Genomic DNA, 14,823 nt, shown 5'->3' on the forward strand with positions numbered 1-14,823 from the left:
GGTCGGTTTCATAGGTGGCAGGTGAAGTAGTGTTCTGGTGTGCCATCGCTGGCCGATACGGTCGGGAGTTTGGTGGGCTAGCCTAGATCTTGTTGGCGCTGGGTGTTGGGGGCGCTTTCGGGTGCATGCTATGGCTGTGGGGTGTCTGTTTGTTCACCGGCCCTCGGCCAGCCGGTGTGCCCCCGGCTGTGTTGGTGCCGTGTTGGTTTCACAGTTCGTCGATGACCTCGCAGCCGGTGATGACGCGTACGGCGGTGCTCTAGCCTAGGGCAGTACTTGACTTTTTGTGGGGATCGACCGCGGAAGGAAGATAAAAGCCATCCACGGCGTGATCTGGTGACTTGTGCGCGTGGCGGGCTAACACATCACCAGAAAAGCGCAACTGATCCCCGGCCACCCGCCACACCATACGCACCCCCAGCATCGCCAGCTTCGATGTCGCGGCCGGCGACCAACACCAACTACTCAGCGGCCCTTGCAAGCAGCCCACCTACGCCGCGACCAACCCTAAACCACCAACACAACCCAGGCAGTGCGAACTAGCTCATCCACCAGCGCCTCACACACTGATGGATGAGCCCAATCAGGCCGCGGCTTGCCCCATAGCAGCAGGCGACCGCCAACCCGATACTTCACGCCCCATGGCCAAAACAACTCACTGAGCAGTGATTCGGTAACCGCTTAGACCGCACTCGCGCCTGGCCGATGAAGTCATAGTCAGCCTGGGTAAGAACGGTCGCATCGACCCTAGACCCCGAACATCACACGGTGTCAATCACGCACTGAATGACCGGCAGCACCAAGAGCGTCGTAAGCGCCACCGCGCTGTCCAGCAGGAACTGCGGCAGCACCGCGATCCCGAAGATGGCCGCTTTAGGGGTTGATGGCGATCGACCTACTCGTGGCGAAGCCGGCTAGGTAACTAGCGCGACGGGGACCTCGATATAGGCTTGGGCGCTTAGCATGACGCTACGCGTTGGTGCCGAGTCAGACCAGGATTGCCGCCTTGATGACGTGCAGCATCACCGACAGTGTACGGTTGTCCATCAGTAACACCGACAATCCGGCGCTGCCGGGTTATGGTCCAGCCGAACAACCCGATTTCGTTGCCGACACACGACCGCCAGACCTGCCGCACGACCGCCCCGAACCGAATGGCGCAACAACAACGCGATGGCGGGACTGGGAAGAACGGCAAGGATGACGCAGGCCAGCAGGAAGGCCGGCAGCGCGTTGACCAGATATTGCATGACCGGGGTATGTCGGATGAGTCAAGCCATTTTTGTTAGCATTGTCTTTCAAACAGGTGGCGGATATGGCTCAGCGAATGAGCAGCTTCATGCCATTCTGACGATGTCACCATCCCCAGGTGACCCGGTGGTGGCTAAATGCGCATTTTCGGTGAGTCAAGGCGCGAGTTTGTCCAGCATGTGCACAGTCGAGTAACCTCGGTAGGTAATCGCCCGCACAGGATAGCGGGGGAGTAATGCCAATTGTCCCTACGACTGAGCATGTCCGGAGCAAATCAACAACATGTCGAGTCCCGCCGTAACCTCGCCCCAAGTAGCCGTCAATGACGTAGGCTCCGGCGAGGACTTTCTTGCCGCAATAGACAAAACGATCAAGTACTTTAACGATGGTGACATCGTCGAAGGCACCATCGTTAAAGTGGACCGAGACGAGGTGCTCCTCGACATCGGCTACAAAACCGAAGGGGTAATTCCCTCCCGCGAACTCTCCATCAAACACGACGTTGACCCCAATGAGGTCGTTTCCGTGGGAGACGAGGTCGAGGCCCTGGTACTTACCAAAGAGGACAAAGAGGGGCGGCTGATCCTGTCCAAGAAGCGCGCGCAGTACGAGCGCGCGTGGGGCACCATCGAGGTGCTCAAGGAGAAGGATGAGGCCGTCAAGGGCGTCGTCATCGAAGTGGTCAAGGGTGGCCTGATCCTCGACATCGGGTTGCGTGGCTTCCTGCCCGCCTCGTTGGTGGAGATGCGTCGTGTTCGCGATCTGCAACCATACATCGGCAAGGAGATCGAGGCCAAGATCATCGAGCTAGACAAAAACCGCAACAACGTGGTATTATCGCGACGGGCGTGGCTGGAACAAACCCAATCTGAAGTGCGCAGCGAGTTTCTCAATCGGCTGCAGAAGGGTAATATACGCAAGGGTGTAGTGTCGTCCATCGTCAACTTCGGCGCTTTCGTCGATCTGGGTGGTGTGGACGGTCTGGTGCACGTCTCCGAGCTGTCCTGGAAGCATATCGACCACCCGTCCGAGGTTGTCCAGGTAGGTAACGAGGTTACCGTCGAGGTGCTTGACGTCGATATGGACCGTGAGCGGGTTTCGTTGTCGCTCAAAGCAACTCAGGAAGATCCGTGGAGGCACTTCGCCCGTACCCACGCCATCGGGCAAATCGTGCCAGGTAAGGTCACCAAGCTGGTTCCGTTTGGCGCCTTCGTTCGTGTTGAGGAGGGCATCGAAGGTCTGATTCACATCTCGGAGCTGGCCGAGCAGCACGTCGAGGTGCCTGACCAGGTGGTTGCTGTCGGCGACGATGCGATGGTCAAGGTCATCGACATCGACTTGGAGCGGCGCCGGATTTCACTGTCGTTGAAGCAGGCCAACGAGGACTACATCGAGGAGTTCGACCCGGCGAAGTACGGTATGGCCGACAGCTACGACGAGCAGGGCAACTATATCTTCCCTGAGGGCTTTGATCCCGACTCCAACGAGTGGCTGGAGGGCTTCGACACCCAGCGCGCCGAATGGGAGGCTCGTTATGCTGAAGCCGAACGTCGATACAAGATGCACACCACCCAGATGGAAAAGTTCGCTGCCACCGAGGATGCCGGACGTAGTAGCGAGCAGGCCCTGGCCGGCAGTACACCGCCGGCGACGGCCACAGGTGGGTCACTGGCTAGCGATGCCCAACTAGCCGCTCTACGGGAAAAGCTCGCCGGCGGCGCGTAATATCATCTTGTTCTGGGTCGTGTTCGCGTAATGCTGCGCATCGGGCTCACCGGTGGCATCGGCGCCGGGAAGTCGTTGCTGTCTAGCACGTTCTCACAGTGTGGTGGGATTGTTATCGACGGCGATGTGCTGGCACGCGAAGTGGTGCAGCCCGGAACCAACGGATTGTCGTCGCTGGTTGATGCATTTGGTGAGGACATCCTGCTTCCTGACGGTGCGTTGGATCGGCGGGCTTTGGCTGTCAAGGCTTTTCGAGACGACGCGGTGCGCGGTGTGCTTAACGAGATTGTGCACCCACTGGTGGCCAACCGCCGCGCGGAGATCATTGCGGCGGTATCCGAGGACGCGGTTGTGGTCGAAGACATTCCACTGCTGGTGGAATCCGGGCTGGCCCAACTGTTCCCGCTGGTCGTTGTGGTGCATGCCGACGTCGAACTGCGAGTGCGCAGGCTGGTCGAGCAACGTGGTGTGGTCGAAGCGGATGCACGCGCCAGGATCGCTGCACAGGCCAGAGACGAGGAGCGTCGTGCTGTTGCCGATGTCTGGTTAGACAATTCAAGTACACCAGAAGTTTTGGTCCAACGGGCTTGCGACGTATGGCATCATCGAATATTGCCATTCGCCTACAACCTGAGTCAGCGTCAGCCGGTCTATGAACCGGCAAGGTTGGTCACGTCTGATCCGATTTGGCCGGGCCAGGCGAAGCGCATTGTTGCTCGGTTGAAGACCACGTGCGGCCATAAAGCGTTGCGCGTTGACCATATCGGCTCGACTGCGGTGCCACGTTACCCGGATTGTCCTGATTTTCAGGCCAAAGACATCATCGACATTCAAATCACCGTCGAGTCACTCGCGATGGCGGATGAACTCGCCGAACCTCTGTTGTCTGCCGGGTACCCGCGCCTACAGCACGTCACCGGTGATGTCGCCAAGACCGATGCCCGCAGCACCGTAGATCGCTACGAACACAGTAACGATCCAGAGTTATGGCACAAGAGGTTTCATGCCTCGGCAGACCCCGGTCGACCGACATACGTGCATATCCGGGTGGCTGGCTGGCCGAATCAGCAATTCGGCTTGCTGTTCGTCGATTGGTTGAAGGCCAACCCGAGTGTGCGCGCCGACTACTTGGACGTCAAACGCACAGCGGACCGGCTAGCGGACGGAGACATGCGCCGCTACGCCGACGCCAAGGAACCATGGCTCCTCGACGCCTACCGGCGAGCGTGGGAGTGGGCCGACTCTACGGGGTGGCGGCTCTAGATAGGCCCTAAGTAGACATGAGCGCGTCGGCATCGCAACCCTGATCAACAGAGCCGATGTAGGATAAACTCACTTTTTGTGCTTTGTGGGCTTATGCTAACACGGCAGGAGTGGGATGAACTGTGTCCAGCCGAACACAGTTCAGATTTACTTAATGCTGGAGAGGGTGGTGCGGTCAGTGGCATCCTAGGCCAACGGCACGATGCGCGGGCCGGAGCCCGAAACCGTTTTAGCAACATTGGGTGCGGTGGGTAGAGAGCGGTGGTGCGACTACTTGCGGTGGTCACTTGGATCGGTAAAGTTTTTGCAGGCATTGGCTTGGTCGATCCCGCAGTTGTGGCCAACACTTTATCGCGTTTGCTATCCCCGTCGTCGTTTGTCCTTGGCGAGGTGGTCCGGTCGTAGCCAGATTCGCCTACGACCGGACCAACAATGGGTAGATCATCTGCGAAGACAACAGCGAGGCTAAAGCCCCCCGTTACGACCAGAGTTCACGCCTTCGATAGTTTGTGCGACCGGCAGGGTATCTCGGTGTTTGCCATAGCCCACCTCCAGCGATAGCCACCGGCTTCAATGCGATCCGGCCGCTCGGGTGTGGACCCGTTCCGCGGGATAGACCCGGCTGGATTGCAGTCACCTTCTTTGTGCCTGATCTTACGCTGGAGGCATGGCCTTCGCCACCGAGCATCCAATAGTAGCGCATTCGGAATACCGGGCTGTCAAGGAGATCGTGCGCGTCGGTGGCCGATTCGAGGTGATCAGCCCGCACGCACCGGCTGGTGACCAGCCAGCCGCCATCGATGAGCTGCAGCGACGGATTCTTACAGGGGAGCGTGACGTGGTGTTACTCGGTGCCACCGGTACCGGGAAGTCAGCAACCACCGCTTGGCTCATCGAACGGTTGCAGCGGCCTACTCTGGTGATGGCGCCGAATAAGACGCTGGCTGCCCAGCTGGCGAACGAACTGCGAGAGATGTTGCCGCACAACGCAGTCGAGTACTTCGTATCATACTACGATTACTACCAGCCGGAAGCGTACATCGCACAGACCGACACCTATATCGAAAAGGACAGCTCCATCAACGACGACGTGGAGCGGCTGCGGCACTCCGCTACGTCGTCGTTGCTGTCGCGACGCGACGTGGTGGTGGTGGCTTCGGTGTCGTGCATTTATGGCCTAGGTACTCCACAGTCTTACCTGGACCGCTCCGTCGAGCTGGCGGTTGGCAACGAGGTGCCTCGCGACGACCTATTGCGGCTGTTGGTCGACGTGCAATACACCCGCAACGATTTGTCCTTCACCCGCGGCTCCTTCCGGGTGCGCGGCGACACTGTGGAGATCATCCCGTCCTACGAGGAGTTGGCGGTTCGTATCGAATTCTTCGGCGACGAGATCGAGGCGCTATACTATCTCCACCCTCTCACCGGCGAGGTGATTCGTCAGGTCGACTCGCTACGGATCTTCCCCGCCACCCACTATGTGGCCGGTCCCGAGCGAATGGCTCAGGCAATCTCCACCATCGAGGAAGAACTCGCCGAGCGACTCACTGAATTCGAACGCCAGGGCAAGCTGCTGGAGGCGCAGCGGCTGCGGATGCGGACCAACTACGACATCGAAATGATGCGGCAGGTCGGGTTCTGCTCGGGTATAGAGAATTACTCCCGCCACATCGACAGTAGGGGGCCGGGCACGCCGCCGGCAACGTTGCTCGATTACTTCCCGGAGGACTTCTTGCTTGTCATCGACGAGTCGCATGTCACCGTCCCGCAGATCGGCGGCATGTATGAAGGTGACATGTCACGGAAGCGTAACCTCGTCGAATATGGGTTTCGGTTGCCGTCAGCGTGCGACAACCGCCCGCTTACCTGGGAGGAATTCGCCGACCGGATCGGGCAGACGGTGTATCTATCGGCTACCCCGGGACCGTATGAGCTCAGCCAGTCCGGTGGCGAGTTCGTCGAACAGGTGATCCGGCCGACCGGTCTGGTCGACCCGAAAGTTGTGGTCAAGCCAACCAAGGGGCAAATCGACGACCTGATTGGCGAAATCCACAAACGTGCCGACGCCGACCAACGGGTCTTGGTGACGACGCTGACAAAGAAAATGGCCGAAGACCTCACCGACTACTTGCTAGAGATGGGCATCCGGGTACGCTACCTACACTCCGAAGTCGACACCCTGCGGCGGGTAGAATTGCTGCGTCAACTCCGGCTTGGTGACTTCGACGTGCTGGTCGGCATTAACCTGTTGCGCGAGGGCCTCGACCTGCCCGAGGTGTCTCTGGTGGCGATCCTTGACGCCGATAAGGAAGGCTTTCTGCGGTCGGCGCGCAGCCTTATTCAGACCATCGGCCGGGCAGCCCGTAACGTCTCCGGTGAAGTGCACATGTATGCCGACAAGATCACTGATTCGATGACCGAAGCCATCGATGAGACCGAACGGCGGCGAGCAAAGCAGATCGCCTACAACAATGCCAATGGTATCGACCCACAGCCGCTGCGCAAAAAGATTGCCGACATCCTCGATCAGGTCTATCGCGAGGCCGACGACACTGACACCGTTGAGGTGGGTGGATCTGGACGTAACGTGTCCCGCGGTCGGCGCGCCCAGGGTGAACCTGGTCGCCCGGTCAGCGCCGGCGTGTTCGAGGGTCGCGACACCGCTAGTATGCCGCGAGCAGAACTGGCTGATCTGATCAAAGATCTCACCGCCCAAATGATGGCCGCCGCACGCGACTTGCAATTCGAGCTGGCCGCACGTTTCCGTGACGAGATCGCAGACCTCAAAAAGGAACTGCGTGGGATGGACGCGGCGGGCCTCGAGTGAATGTCAGCCGCGTGCGCATCCCTACGGTGTATGGTTTGAGGGATACGGAAAGCGATACTGGCAGCCAGCATGAGCTGCTTGGCAAGTATCTCGGGACGTCCATATTTGCTGGCCGGTGCTGTGGGGTTGCATGCTACTAACGAGTTCTTGACCGTCATGATGCTCTCCAACGCGATCGCCGAAATCGGCGGCAGCCGAGTGTATGCCTGGGTAACCATCCTGTAGCTGGTCGGGTCGGTCATCGCAGAGACCGCGGTCAGCTTGACGTTGCTTCGGGTCGGGGCACGCACGTCGTTCCTGATGGTACTGGCGGTATTCGATGTAGCCAGCCTGGTGTGCAAGGTTGCGCCGGTCGGGAGGTTCTGGTGGGGGTACGCACCCTGCAAGGGGTAGGTGGCGGACTGCTAGCAGGCTTGGGGGTATGGCTCATTATCTCTGCCTTGCCCCTGTGGTTGTGTACTTGCGGTTCAGCGCTGGTATCGGCCGATGTTGGGGTGTCGCGACTTTGATCGGGCCCGCGGTGGGGGTGTTTTGGCGTAGCTCGGTTTGTGGTGACGATGATCGTTTTGATGGCCCTATTGGTACCGGTCGTATTCTTCCCCGCAAGATCAGGCTTAACCGAGCGGGGCGACTCTGCCGGACCCCGACACACAAGTGCTGGAGTAGGTCAGTGCTGCTGACTAGGGCGGCCGCGCTTGCGGTCAGCGTTGCCGAGCTCCCGCATTACTTGATGGCGACCGCCGGTCTGCTTGCCGTCGGTACGTTGCTAGTCGGGATATTCATGGTCGTCGATTGGTGAATGCACGCAACCACGCAACGGTGTTGTTGTCCAGAGGATTTGGCTTCTGGACCGTTGGAAATGGATCTACTTAACCATGGCCGGTGTCGATGGTCGTGGTAATAGTCACCTACATATGTGCCAGCTGTTTGGTCAGTGAATGGGGCATCTGCGTCGGTTGCCGCCGGTTTCTAGGCGCGGTGCTGGCTGTTCGGCTGGACGATGGGCGAGCCCGTTAGCGTGTCGCTGCGCAATCCTCGCGTGATCGGGCACATGGCCGAGGCCGCTGGTGATAGCGTCTGCTCTGGGCTGGCACCAACCACCCAACACGCTAACGCGTCGATCGGAATTGTTGCGATCTGGGCGCTAGCGTTATTGGTAACCGGCGCCGGTATTGGGACCTCTTGGCTGTACATGCGATTACTTCCGTCGACGACCCGGCTGATAGCAGCGGCCTCTTTCGGCGCAAGGTTGGTCGGTGTGGTGGTCAACACGGCTAAAGGCGGCGAAGTGGCGGCGGCTCGCGGACTTGACACGGTCTTCACTGTACTGGCCATGGTCGGTGTCGTGGCTCCCTACCGGGCAATCCATCGCGACCGTCGTTCACCGTGTTGACTTGATGACCTGTGAATAGTTGAATTGCCACCGCTCGACAATACGGAATCCCAGATAACTAGGGAATTGATACGCTGGCGCGCATCGCAATGTGAGCCCTGGTGACAGTAATTGTCCCGTTTGATGGTCGGGTAGTGACGTGTCTCGGTCGGAGATTGTCCAGACCGTGGAGCATTTGCTGATCTTGGCTGTTACCAGCCACACGGCGACATGACCGTCCCACAGGGCACCGACTTTCGGTCCGTAAAAACCACGCTCAACGTCGATCAGCGATCGAAAAGCCATCGGCCGAGCGGCCAGCAGTGCGCGGATCGGCCCGGGCCGCCAGGGCACAGTGTTGTCCACGATCAGACAGTCCCCTGGCGCAGCCTGGGAACTGATCACATCGGCTACTTGACTGTAATCCCAGCCTTCTTTGGCATATCGACCGCGTTGTGTAAGGAGATAATTCGGAAAGGCAGCAACAGCGAACAGCACTAAGACACCGGTAATAGGCCACGGTTTACGGGCGACTGTGACGATGCAGACCGCTATGACGATAGCTGCCGCCGGAGCGGTGAGAATCAGGTAACGTGGGTAGTAAACTGGCTCAAAGACCGCCGAATAGCCGACCAGGAGAGTGGTGGGAATGACGATCCACGCAGCGCAGATGATAACCAAGCTGCGAAGGTCGCCCCCCTGGGCCCGCAAGCCAGACAGTCGAGCCGCGATCGCGGCGACGATGATCATGGCCGTGGCAATCGCGAACGAAACGCTGTGGTCGAAATACTGTCGTTGTGTGATGTCGAAGGCGTAGTGCCAGCTGACCCGGAAGATCCAGCCGACCTGTCGTATTTGTTCGTGAGCGAACAATATGAACGGGGTTATAGTCCCGAGTGCGACGGCCGAGGTAACCGCCCACCAGATGAACGAAGAATTGCGAATTTTGTTCGGTGCGAGCCATGGCAGGACCACGGCGTAAACCAGCACCAGCGTGGCCAGAGTGAGACTCAGCAAAATTGACAGCATCAATGCCAGCGCATAGCACAGCCATAGCTGTGGCTTGTTATGCCGTGTCGCGGCCACGAGCAACACGGTCAGCCACATGGCCGCGGCCACTGACAAGGCAGACGAGCGTGCCTCGATACCGGCCCAAGTGATGCGCGGCAGAATGGCGAAGATGATGCCTGCGTATATTGCAGTGGTTCGTGTGGCAAACTTCCTGGTGAAAACCGTGACGCCGGCAGCAGCAGCCCCAATTGCCAGACAACTTGGAAACCTTGACCAGAATTCAGTCGAGGGAAATATCGCGAACCAGCCGTGCATCAGCAGGTAGTACAAGCCGTGCACAGCATCGACGTGGTTCAGCAACTTCCATAGCTCTGGCACAGTGCGGCTCGCTGAAGCCGATATTGTCGCGGCCTCATCGAACCAGAGCGAAGGCCTACTGACCCAGGCCCCGCTGATAACGGTAGCCAGCACCGCAATTGCCCATGGGTCGGGTAGCGCACTGCACGCATGTTCGCATGCTGAATTGTCATCGACGTCCGCTACGCTCTGCTCAAGTACCGATACAGACATGATGCTTGTCACTGTAAAGTGCGTGCAATTAACCTGGTCACTGGCGGGACGTTGCCAGCACGGCTTCGGCCCAGATTGCCCCCGCTCGATTCCTTGTAGGTCATGAATAGTTCTTCATAGTTCTGCACAGTAGAGCTTTTACGTGGGATATGCGTAGTCGTGCGACGTGCGATCGCGGGTGTTGTCTGTCGAGTTGCCCTGGCTGGGTAAATGACCGGTCGCGCCACGTTGCTGCTGAGTCGGTAATTTGACCTATCGGCATCGGGCAACGCGGATACTGTCTTGGGCTGAGCAACCGACACTGGGAGGATAAATGAGCTCCTATCAGACCGTGGTGGTGGGGACCGATGGTTCGGATTCGTCGTTGCGTGCGGTGGACCGAGCAGGAAAAATTGCCGGGTCAGATGCCAAGCTGATCATCGCGTCGGCCTACTTGCCCCAGCATGACAATGCCCGGGCGGTCGACATCTTGAAGGACGAAAGCTACAAAGTGACGGGCACTGCCCCGATCTACGAGATTCTACATGATGCGAAAGAGCGAGCGCGCGCAGCCGGTGCTAAGAACGTCGAAGAGCGACCGATTGTCGGCGCTCCGGTTGACGCGCTGGTTAACCTTGCCGAGGAAACAAATGCCGATTTGCTGGTGGTGGGCAATGTCGGTCTGAGCACGATCGCAGGTAGGCTGTTGGGATCGGTGCCGGCCAACGTCTCGCGTCGGGCCAAGATCGACGTCTTGATCGTGCACACCACGCACTGAAACCACCTTTACCAGCCACGCTCGCGCCATTCTGCTAGGTTGGGACGCTCGGTGCCTAGTACCGTGTCGTCGCCGTGGCCAGGGTAGATGACTGTAGTGTCCGCGTATACATCGAACACTCGGGTGGTGACGTCATCAAGCAGTTGGGTGAAGTCACCGGGCTGCCACGTCTTGCCAACACCCCCGGGAAACAGGCAGTCGCCAGTGAACAATTGTGTGACTCCCCCAGTGTTAGGGCCGTGGGTGGTTCCGTCCAGCGCCAGTGCGATTGATCCGGGCGTGTGCCCGCGCAGGTGAATAACGTCGAATTTCAGCTCCCCAATCTGCACGCAGTCACCGTTGGTCAGCAAACGGTTCGGCCTGACCGGCAGTGGTTCGGCGTCGATCTCATGCACGGCGGTTGGCGCACCGGTAGCCGCGACCACCGCTTCCAGTGCCTGCCAGTGATCAAAGTGCCGATGGCTAGTCACAATCAACGACAGCTTCGGGACGTAGCGTTGGACCAGATCGATAAGCACCTCGGCGTCGTTGGCCGCGTCAATCAGAAGTGTTTCTCCGGTAGCCGAACACGTAACCAGGTAGGCGTTATTGTCCATCGGGCCCACCGACACCTTCAGGATCGTAGCGCCAGGTAGGGTCCGGCGGGCCGCGGCACCCGGGTCGACGTGCCCGGTGTAGTTGTCGACGGGATCGATTGAGGCTGTCATAGCGGCCAGGGTACTGCTTCTGGGACTAGGTCCGCTGCTTGTCGGTGTGAGCACATAGCATGGAATGCGCCGTGCGCAGTGGCCACTGTTAGGACCGCTTTTAGACAAGAACAGTATAGAGTTTTCAATGAGAGGGGCAGCGTGGCTGACCGCCTAATCGTTAAGGGTGCTCGTGAGCACAACCTGCGAAACGTCGATCTCGACCTGCCGCGCGATTCATTGATCGTCTTCACCGGGCTGTCCGGATCAGGCAAGTCGTCACTGGCATTCGACACCATCTTCGCCGAGGGTCAGCGCCGCTACGTGGAGTCACTGTCGGCCTACGCGCGCCAATTCCTGGGGCAGATGGACAAGCCGGACGTCGACTTCATCGAAGGTCTTTCCCCGGCGGTGTCCATCGACCAGAAGTCGACGAACCGCAACCCGAGGTCGACCGTAGGAACGATCACCGAGGTGTACGATTACCTGCGATTGTTATATGCTCGTGCGGGCACACCGCACTGCCCGATTTGTGGCGAGCGGATCTCCCGCCAGACCCCGCAGCAAATTGTCGATCAGGTGCTGGTGCTGCCGGAAGCCACCCGATTTTTGGTGCTCGCTCCGGTGGTGCGTACCCGCAAGGGCGAGTTCGCGGACCTGTTCGACAAGCTCAACGCGCAGGGCTACAGCCGGGTTCGAGTCGACGGTGTGGTACATCCGCTAGCCGACCCACCGAAGCTGAAAAAACAAGAGAAGCACGACATCGAGGTAGTGGTGGACCGACTCACCGTCAAAGCTGCCGCCAAGCAGCGGCTCACCGACTCGGTGGAAACCGCCCTGGATCTGGCTGATGGCATCATAGTGCTGGAATTTCCCGACGATCACGACGAACACGGCCACCCGCGCGAGCAGTGCTTCTCCGAGAAGTTAGCTTGTCCCAATGGGCACCCCCTGGCTGTTGACGACCTGGAACCGCGCTCGTTCTCGTTCAACTCGCCCTACGGCGCCTGTCCCGAATGTTCGGGCTTGGGAATCCGCAAAGAAGTCGACTCGGATCTAGTGGTGCCCGACCCGGATCGCACCCTGGCCCAGGGTGCGGTGGCGCCGTGGTCGGTGGGGCACACCGCGGAGTACTTCACCCGGATGATGGCCGGGCTCGGCGAGGAGCTGGGATTCGACGTTGACACGCCATGGCGCAAACTTCCGGCCAAGGCCCGCAAGGCGATTCTTGAGGGTTCCGATCATCAGGTGCATGTGCGGTACCGCAATCGGTACGGTCGACCCCGTTCGTACTACGCTGATTTTGAAGGCGTGCTGACATTTTTGCAGCGCAAGATTAAACAGACCGAGTCCGAGCAGATGAAGGAACGCTACGAGGGTTTCATGCGTGATATCCCCTGCCCGGTGTGCGAGGGGACCCGACTAAAGCCAGAGATTCTGGCGGTGACGTTGGTGGCAGGGGAGCGGGGCGCGAAGTCCATCGCCGAGGTCTGCGAGCTGTCCATCGCGGACTGCTCGGATTTCCTGAACGCGCTTACCCTTGGTGTGCGCGAGCAGGCGATCGCAGGGCAGGTGCTCAAAGAAATCCGGTCGCGACTCGGCTTTTTGCTCGACGTTGGGCTGGAGTACCTCTCGCTGTCTCGGGCGGCAGCCACGCTGTCTGGTGGTGAGGCCCAACGTATTCGGCTAGCTACCCAAATCGGTTCCGGCCTGGTGGGCGTACTCTACGTCCTTGACGAACCATCCATCGGGCTGCACCAGCGCGACAACCGCCGCCTCATCGAAACTCTCACGCGGTTAAGGGCGTTGGGGAACACGCTGATCGTCGTCGAGCATGACGAAGACACCATCGCACACGCTGACTGGGTTGTCGACATCGGTCCAGGCGCCGGTGAGCATGGCGGCCAAATCGTGCACAGCGGGACCTACCGTGAACTGCTGGCAAATAGGGATTCGCTTACCGGTGCTTACCTGTCGGGCCGGGAAAGCATTGCCACCCCCACACGTCGACGTTCCGTCGACCGGAGACGTGAGCTCACTGTCGTCGGGGCCCGCGAGCACAATCTGCGTTGTATAGACGTGTCGTTTCCTCTTGGCGTGTTGACATCGGTAACCGGTGTGTCGGGCTCCGGCAAGTCGACTTTGGTCAATGACATCCTGGCGGCGGTGCTGGCCAACCGGCTCAACGGCGCCCGGCAAGTTCCGGGGCGCCATACCCGAGTCACCGGCCTGGAACATCTGGACAAGCTGGTGCGGGTGGACCAGTCGCCGATAGGCCGCACGCCGCGATCCAACCCTGCTACCTACACCGGAGTATTTGACAAGATCCGGATCTTGTTCGCGGCTACCACCGAGGCGAAAGTCCGTGGCTACCAACCCGGCAGATTCTCGTTCAACGTCAAGGGCGGCCGCTGCGAGGCGTGCACCGGTGACGGCACCATCAAGATCGAGATGAACTTTTTGCCGGACGTGTATGTGCCGTGTGAAGTGTGCCAGGGCGCCCGGTACAACCGAGAAACCCTTGAGGTGCACTACAAAGGCAAGGCCATATCCGAAGTGTTGGACATGTCGATCGAGGAAGCAGCGGAGTTCTTTGAGCCGATCAGCGGCATTCACCGGTATCTGCGCACGCTGGTCGATGTCGGTCTGGGCTATGTCCGACTGGGCCAGCCCGCGCCGACATTGTCAGGTGGTGAAGCGCAGCGGGTCAAACTGGCGTCCGAGTTACAGAAGCGTTCGACAGGGCGTACCATATACATTCTCGACGAACCCACCACAGGACTGCATTTCGACGACATCCGCAAACTACTTAACGTCATCAACGGTCTTGTTGACAAAGACAATACGGTCATCGTGATCGAACACAACCTGGACGTGATCAAGACATCGGACTGGATCGTCGATATGGGTCCCGAGGGTGGCGTTCAAGGTGGAACCGTTGTCGCCGAAGGCACTCCGGAGGATGTCGCCGCGATTCCGGAAAGTTACACCGGCAAATTTCTCGCGGAAGTCATTGGCGCCGGGTGTGCTCCTGCACGCACACCACGGCGGCGACGCACAGTCACCGCCTAAGTCCACGCCAGTACCGAGTCTGGAGTGATGGTGTCGAGTTTGCTCTCAGGGGCACGGTTGCGCGAGATTCCAGACTTTGGGCTCCGATTCGCTCAGTTGCCGTCTTACTTGTTGGAACTCATCGACTTGCGGCTTCCTTCGAGACGTTCCGCCTCCGTACGTCGGCACTCTATGGTACTTGCTCCTCGACGGTTCAGTCGTGGAATGTCTCGGCGTCGAATTCCGTGGCACCTAAGGTCGCCGCGGACCGGGATTCGTTCTTCTCGCAGACGGATGCGAAGGTCGGCAA

At 59.4% G+C, this 14,823-nt stretch carries 13 protein-coding genes; 9 read left to right on the forward strand and 4 right to left on the reverse strand.

Annotation, left to right across the window (positions count from 1 at the left end; all coding sequences use genetic code 11):
* The first annotated feature begins 92 nt into the window (after positions 1-92).
* A complete protein-coding gene (locus MLPF_RS09050) occupies positions 93-263 on the forward strand; it encodes a hypothetical protein (protein ID WP_237817104.1) in 171 nt (56 codons plus the stop codon).
* On the opposite strand, the gene MLPF_RS09055 is transcribed toward MLPF_RS09050, so the two are convergent.
* Together MLPF_RS09055 and MLPF_RS09060 are read right to left on the reverse strand one after the other, a co-directional pair.
* Positions 260-490, reverse strand: a complete 231-nt coding sequence (locus tag MLPF_RS09055; protein WP_237817136.1) for a hypothetical protein — start codon at positions 488-490, stop codon at positions 260-262. The two genes, MLPF_RS09050 and MLPF_RS09055, sit on opposite strands and share 4 nt — an antisense overlap.
* Positions 491-1,046: 556 nt before the next feature.
* Positions 1,047-1,250: a hypothetical protein gene (locus MLPF_RS09060; RefSeq protein WP_156147108.1), complete on the reverse strand. Its 204-nt coding sequence runs from the start codon at positions 1,248-1,250 to the stop codon at positions 1,047-1,049.
* 283 nt (positions 1,251-1,533) lie between these two features.
* Here MLPF_RS09060 and rpsA point away from each other — a divergent pair, with 283 nt between their 5' ends.
* The 6 genes from rpsA (at position 1,534) to MLPF_RS09085 (ending at position 8,459) form a co-directional block, all read left to right on the forward strand.
* Positions 1,534-2,976 carry a 30S ribosomal protein S1 gene (gene rpsA, locus MLPF_RS09065; protein ID WP_045843116.1) on the forward strand — a complete coding sequence of 481 codons (1,443 nt, stop codon included), beginning with the start codon at positions 1,534-1,536 and terminating at the stop codon, positions 2,974-2,976.
* 30 nt (positions 2,977-3,006) lie between these two features.
* A complete protein-coding gene (gene coaE / locus MLPF_RS09070; protein ID WP_045843117.1) occupies positions 3,007-4,239 on the forward strand; it encodes a dephospho-CoA kinase in 1,233 nt (410 codons plus the stop codon).
* Positions 4,240-4,906: 667 nt separating this feature from the next.
* Positions 4,907-7,066 (forward strand): excinuclease ABC subunit UvrB, encoded by a 2,160-nt coding sequence (uvrB, locus tag MLPF_RS09075; protein ID WP_045843118.1) that lies wholly within the window; start codon positions 4,907-4,909, stop codon positions 7,064-7,066.
* Between the two features lie 69 nt (positions 7,067-7,135).
* Positions 7,136-7,291 carry a hypothetical protein gene (locus tag MLPF_RS09080; protein WP_236685027.1) on the forward strand — a complete coding sequence of 52 codons (156 nt, stop codon included), beginning with the start codon at positions 7,136-7,138 and terminating at the stop codon, positions 7,289-7,291.
* A 445-nt stretch (positions 7,292-7,736) separates the two neighbouring features.
* Complete coding sequence (locus MLPF_RS15805; RefSeq protein ID WP_282435806.1) at positions 7,737-7,865, forward strand: hypothetical protein; 129 nt, start codon at positions 7,737-7,739, stop codon at positions 7,863-7,865.
* A gap of 201 nt (positions 7,866-8,066) precedes the next feature.
* A complete protein-coding gene (locus tag MLPF_RS09085; RefSeq protein WP_237755982.1) occupies positions 8,067-8,459 on the forward strand; it encodes a hypothetical protein in 393 nt (130 codons plus the stop codon).
* On the opposite strand, the gene MLPF_RS09090 is transcribed toward MLPF_RS09085, so the two are convergent.
* Positions 8,448-10,019 carry a mannosyltransferase gene (locus MLPF_RS09090; protein WP_175266412.1) on the reverse strand — a complete coding sequence of 524 codons (1,572 nt, stop codon included), beginning with the start codon at positions 10,017-10,019 and terminating at the stop codon, positions 8,448-8,450. The genes MLPF_RS09085 and MLPF_RS09090 overlap by 12 nt on opposite strands.
* Positions 10,020-10,332: 313 nt before the next feature.
* On the opposite strand from MLPF_RS09090, the gene MLPF_RS09095 reads away from it, so the two are divergent.
* On the forward strand, positions 10,333-10,776 hold the full coding sequence (locus MLPF_RS09095) for a universal stress protein (RefSeq protein WP_045843120.1): 444 nt from the start codon (positions 10,333-10,335) through the stop codon (positions 10,774-10,776).
* Positions 10,777-10,784: 8 nt separating this feature from the next.
* Here MLPF_RS09095 and MLPF_RS09100 read toward each other — a convergent pair whose 3' ends face one another.
* Complete coding sequence (locus MLPF_RS09100) at positions 10,785-11,483, reverse strand: MBL fold metallo-hydrolase (protein ID WP_045843121.1); 699 nt, start codon at positions 11,481-11,483, stop codon at positions 10,785-10,787.
* Between the two features lie 141 nt (positions 11,484-11,624).
* Between MLPF_RS09100 and uvrA the strand changes: the two genes are divergently transcribed.
* Positions 11,625-14,534 carry an excinuclease ABC subunit UvrA gene (uvrA, locus tag MLPF_RS09105; RefSeq protein WP_045843122.1) on the forward strand — a complete coding sequence of 970 codons (2,910 nt, stop codon included), beginning with the start codon at positions 11,625-11,627 and terminating at the stop codon, positions 14,532-14,534.
* Positions 14,535-14,823 lie beyond the last annotated feature (289 nt).

The organism is Mycobacterium lepromatosis (genome assembly GCF_000975265.2).
Classification (GTDB): domain Bacteria; phylum Actinomycetota; class Actinomycetes; order Mycobacteriales; family Mycobacteriaceae; genus Mycobacterium; species Mycobacterium lepromatosis.

What these genes read in the sequence shown, in the direction of transcription:
- MLPF_RS09080 (WP_236685027.1), top strand. Translation starts at nt 7,136, where the DNA reads ATGAGCTGCTTGGCAAGTATCTCGGGACGTCCATATTTGCTGGCCGGT.
- MLPF_RS09100 (WP_045843121.1), bottom strand. Translation starts at nt 11,483, where the DNA reads ATGACAGCCTCAATCGATCCCGTCGACAACTACACCGGGCACGTCGAC.
- rpsA (WP_045843116.1), top strand. Translation starts at nt 1,534, where the DNA reads ATGTCGAGTCCCGCCGTAACCTCGCCCCAAGTAGCCGTCAATGACGTA.
- coaE (WP_045843117.1), top strand. Translation starts at nt 3,007, where the DNA reads ATGCTGCGCATCGGGCTCACCGGTGGCATCGGCGCCGGGAAGTCGTTG.
- uvrB (WP_045843118.1), top strand. Translation starts at nt 4,907, where the DNA reads ATGGCCTTCGCCACCGAGCATCCAATAGTAGCGCATTCGGAATACCGG.
- MLPF_RS09090 (WP_175266412.1), bottom strand. Translation starts at nt 10,019, where the DNA reads ATGTCTGTATCGGTACTTGAGCAGAGCGTAGCGGACGTCGATGACAAT.
- MLPF_RS09095 (WP_045843120.1), top strand. Translation starts at nt 10,333, where the DNA reads ATGAGCTCCTATCAGACCGTGGTGGTGGGGACCGATGGTTCGGATTCG.
- MLPF_RS09085 (WP_237755982.1), top strand. Translation starts at nt 8,067, where the DNA reads ATGGGCGAGCCCGTTAGCGTGTCGCTGCGCAATCCTCGCGTGATCGGG.
- MLPF_RS09060 (WP_156147108.1), bottom strand. Translation starts at nt 1,250, where the DNA reads ATGCAATATCTGGTCAACGCGCTGCCGGCCTTCCTGCTGGCCTGCGTC.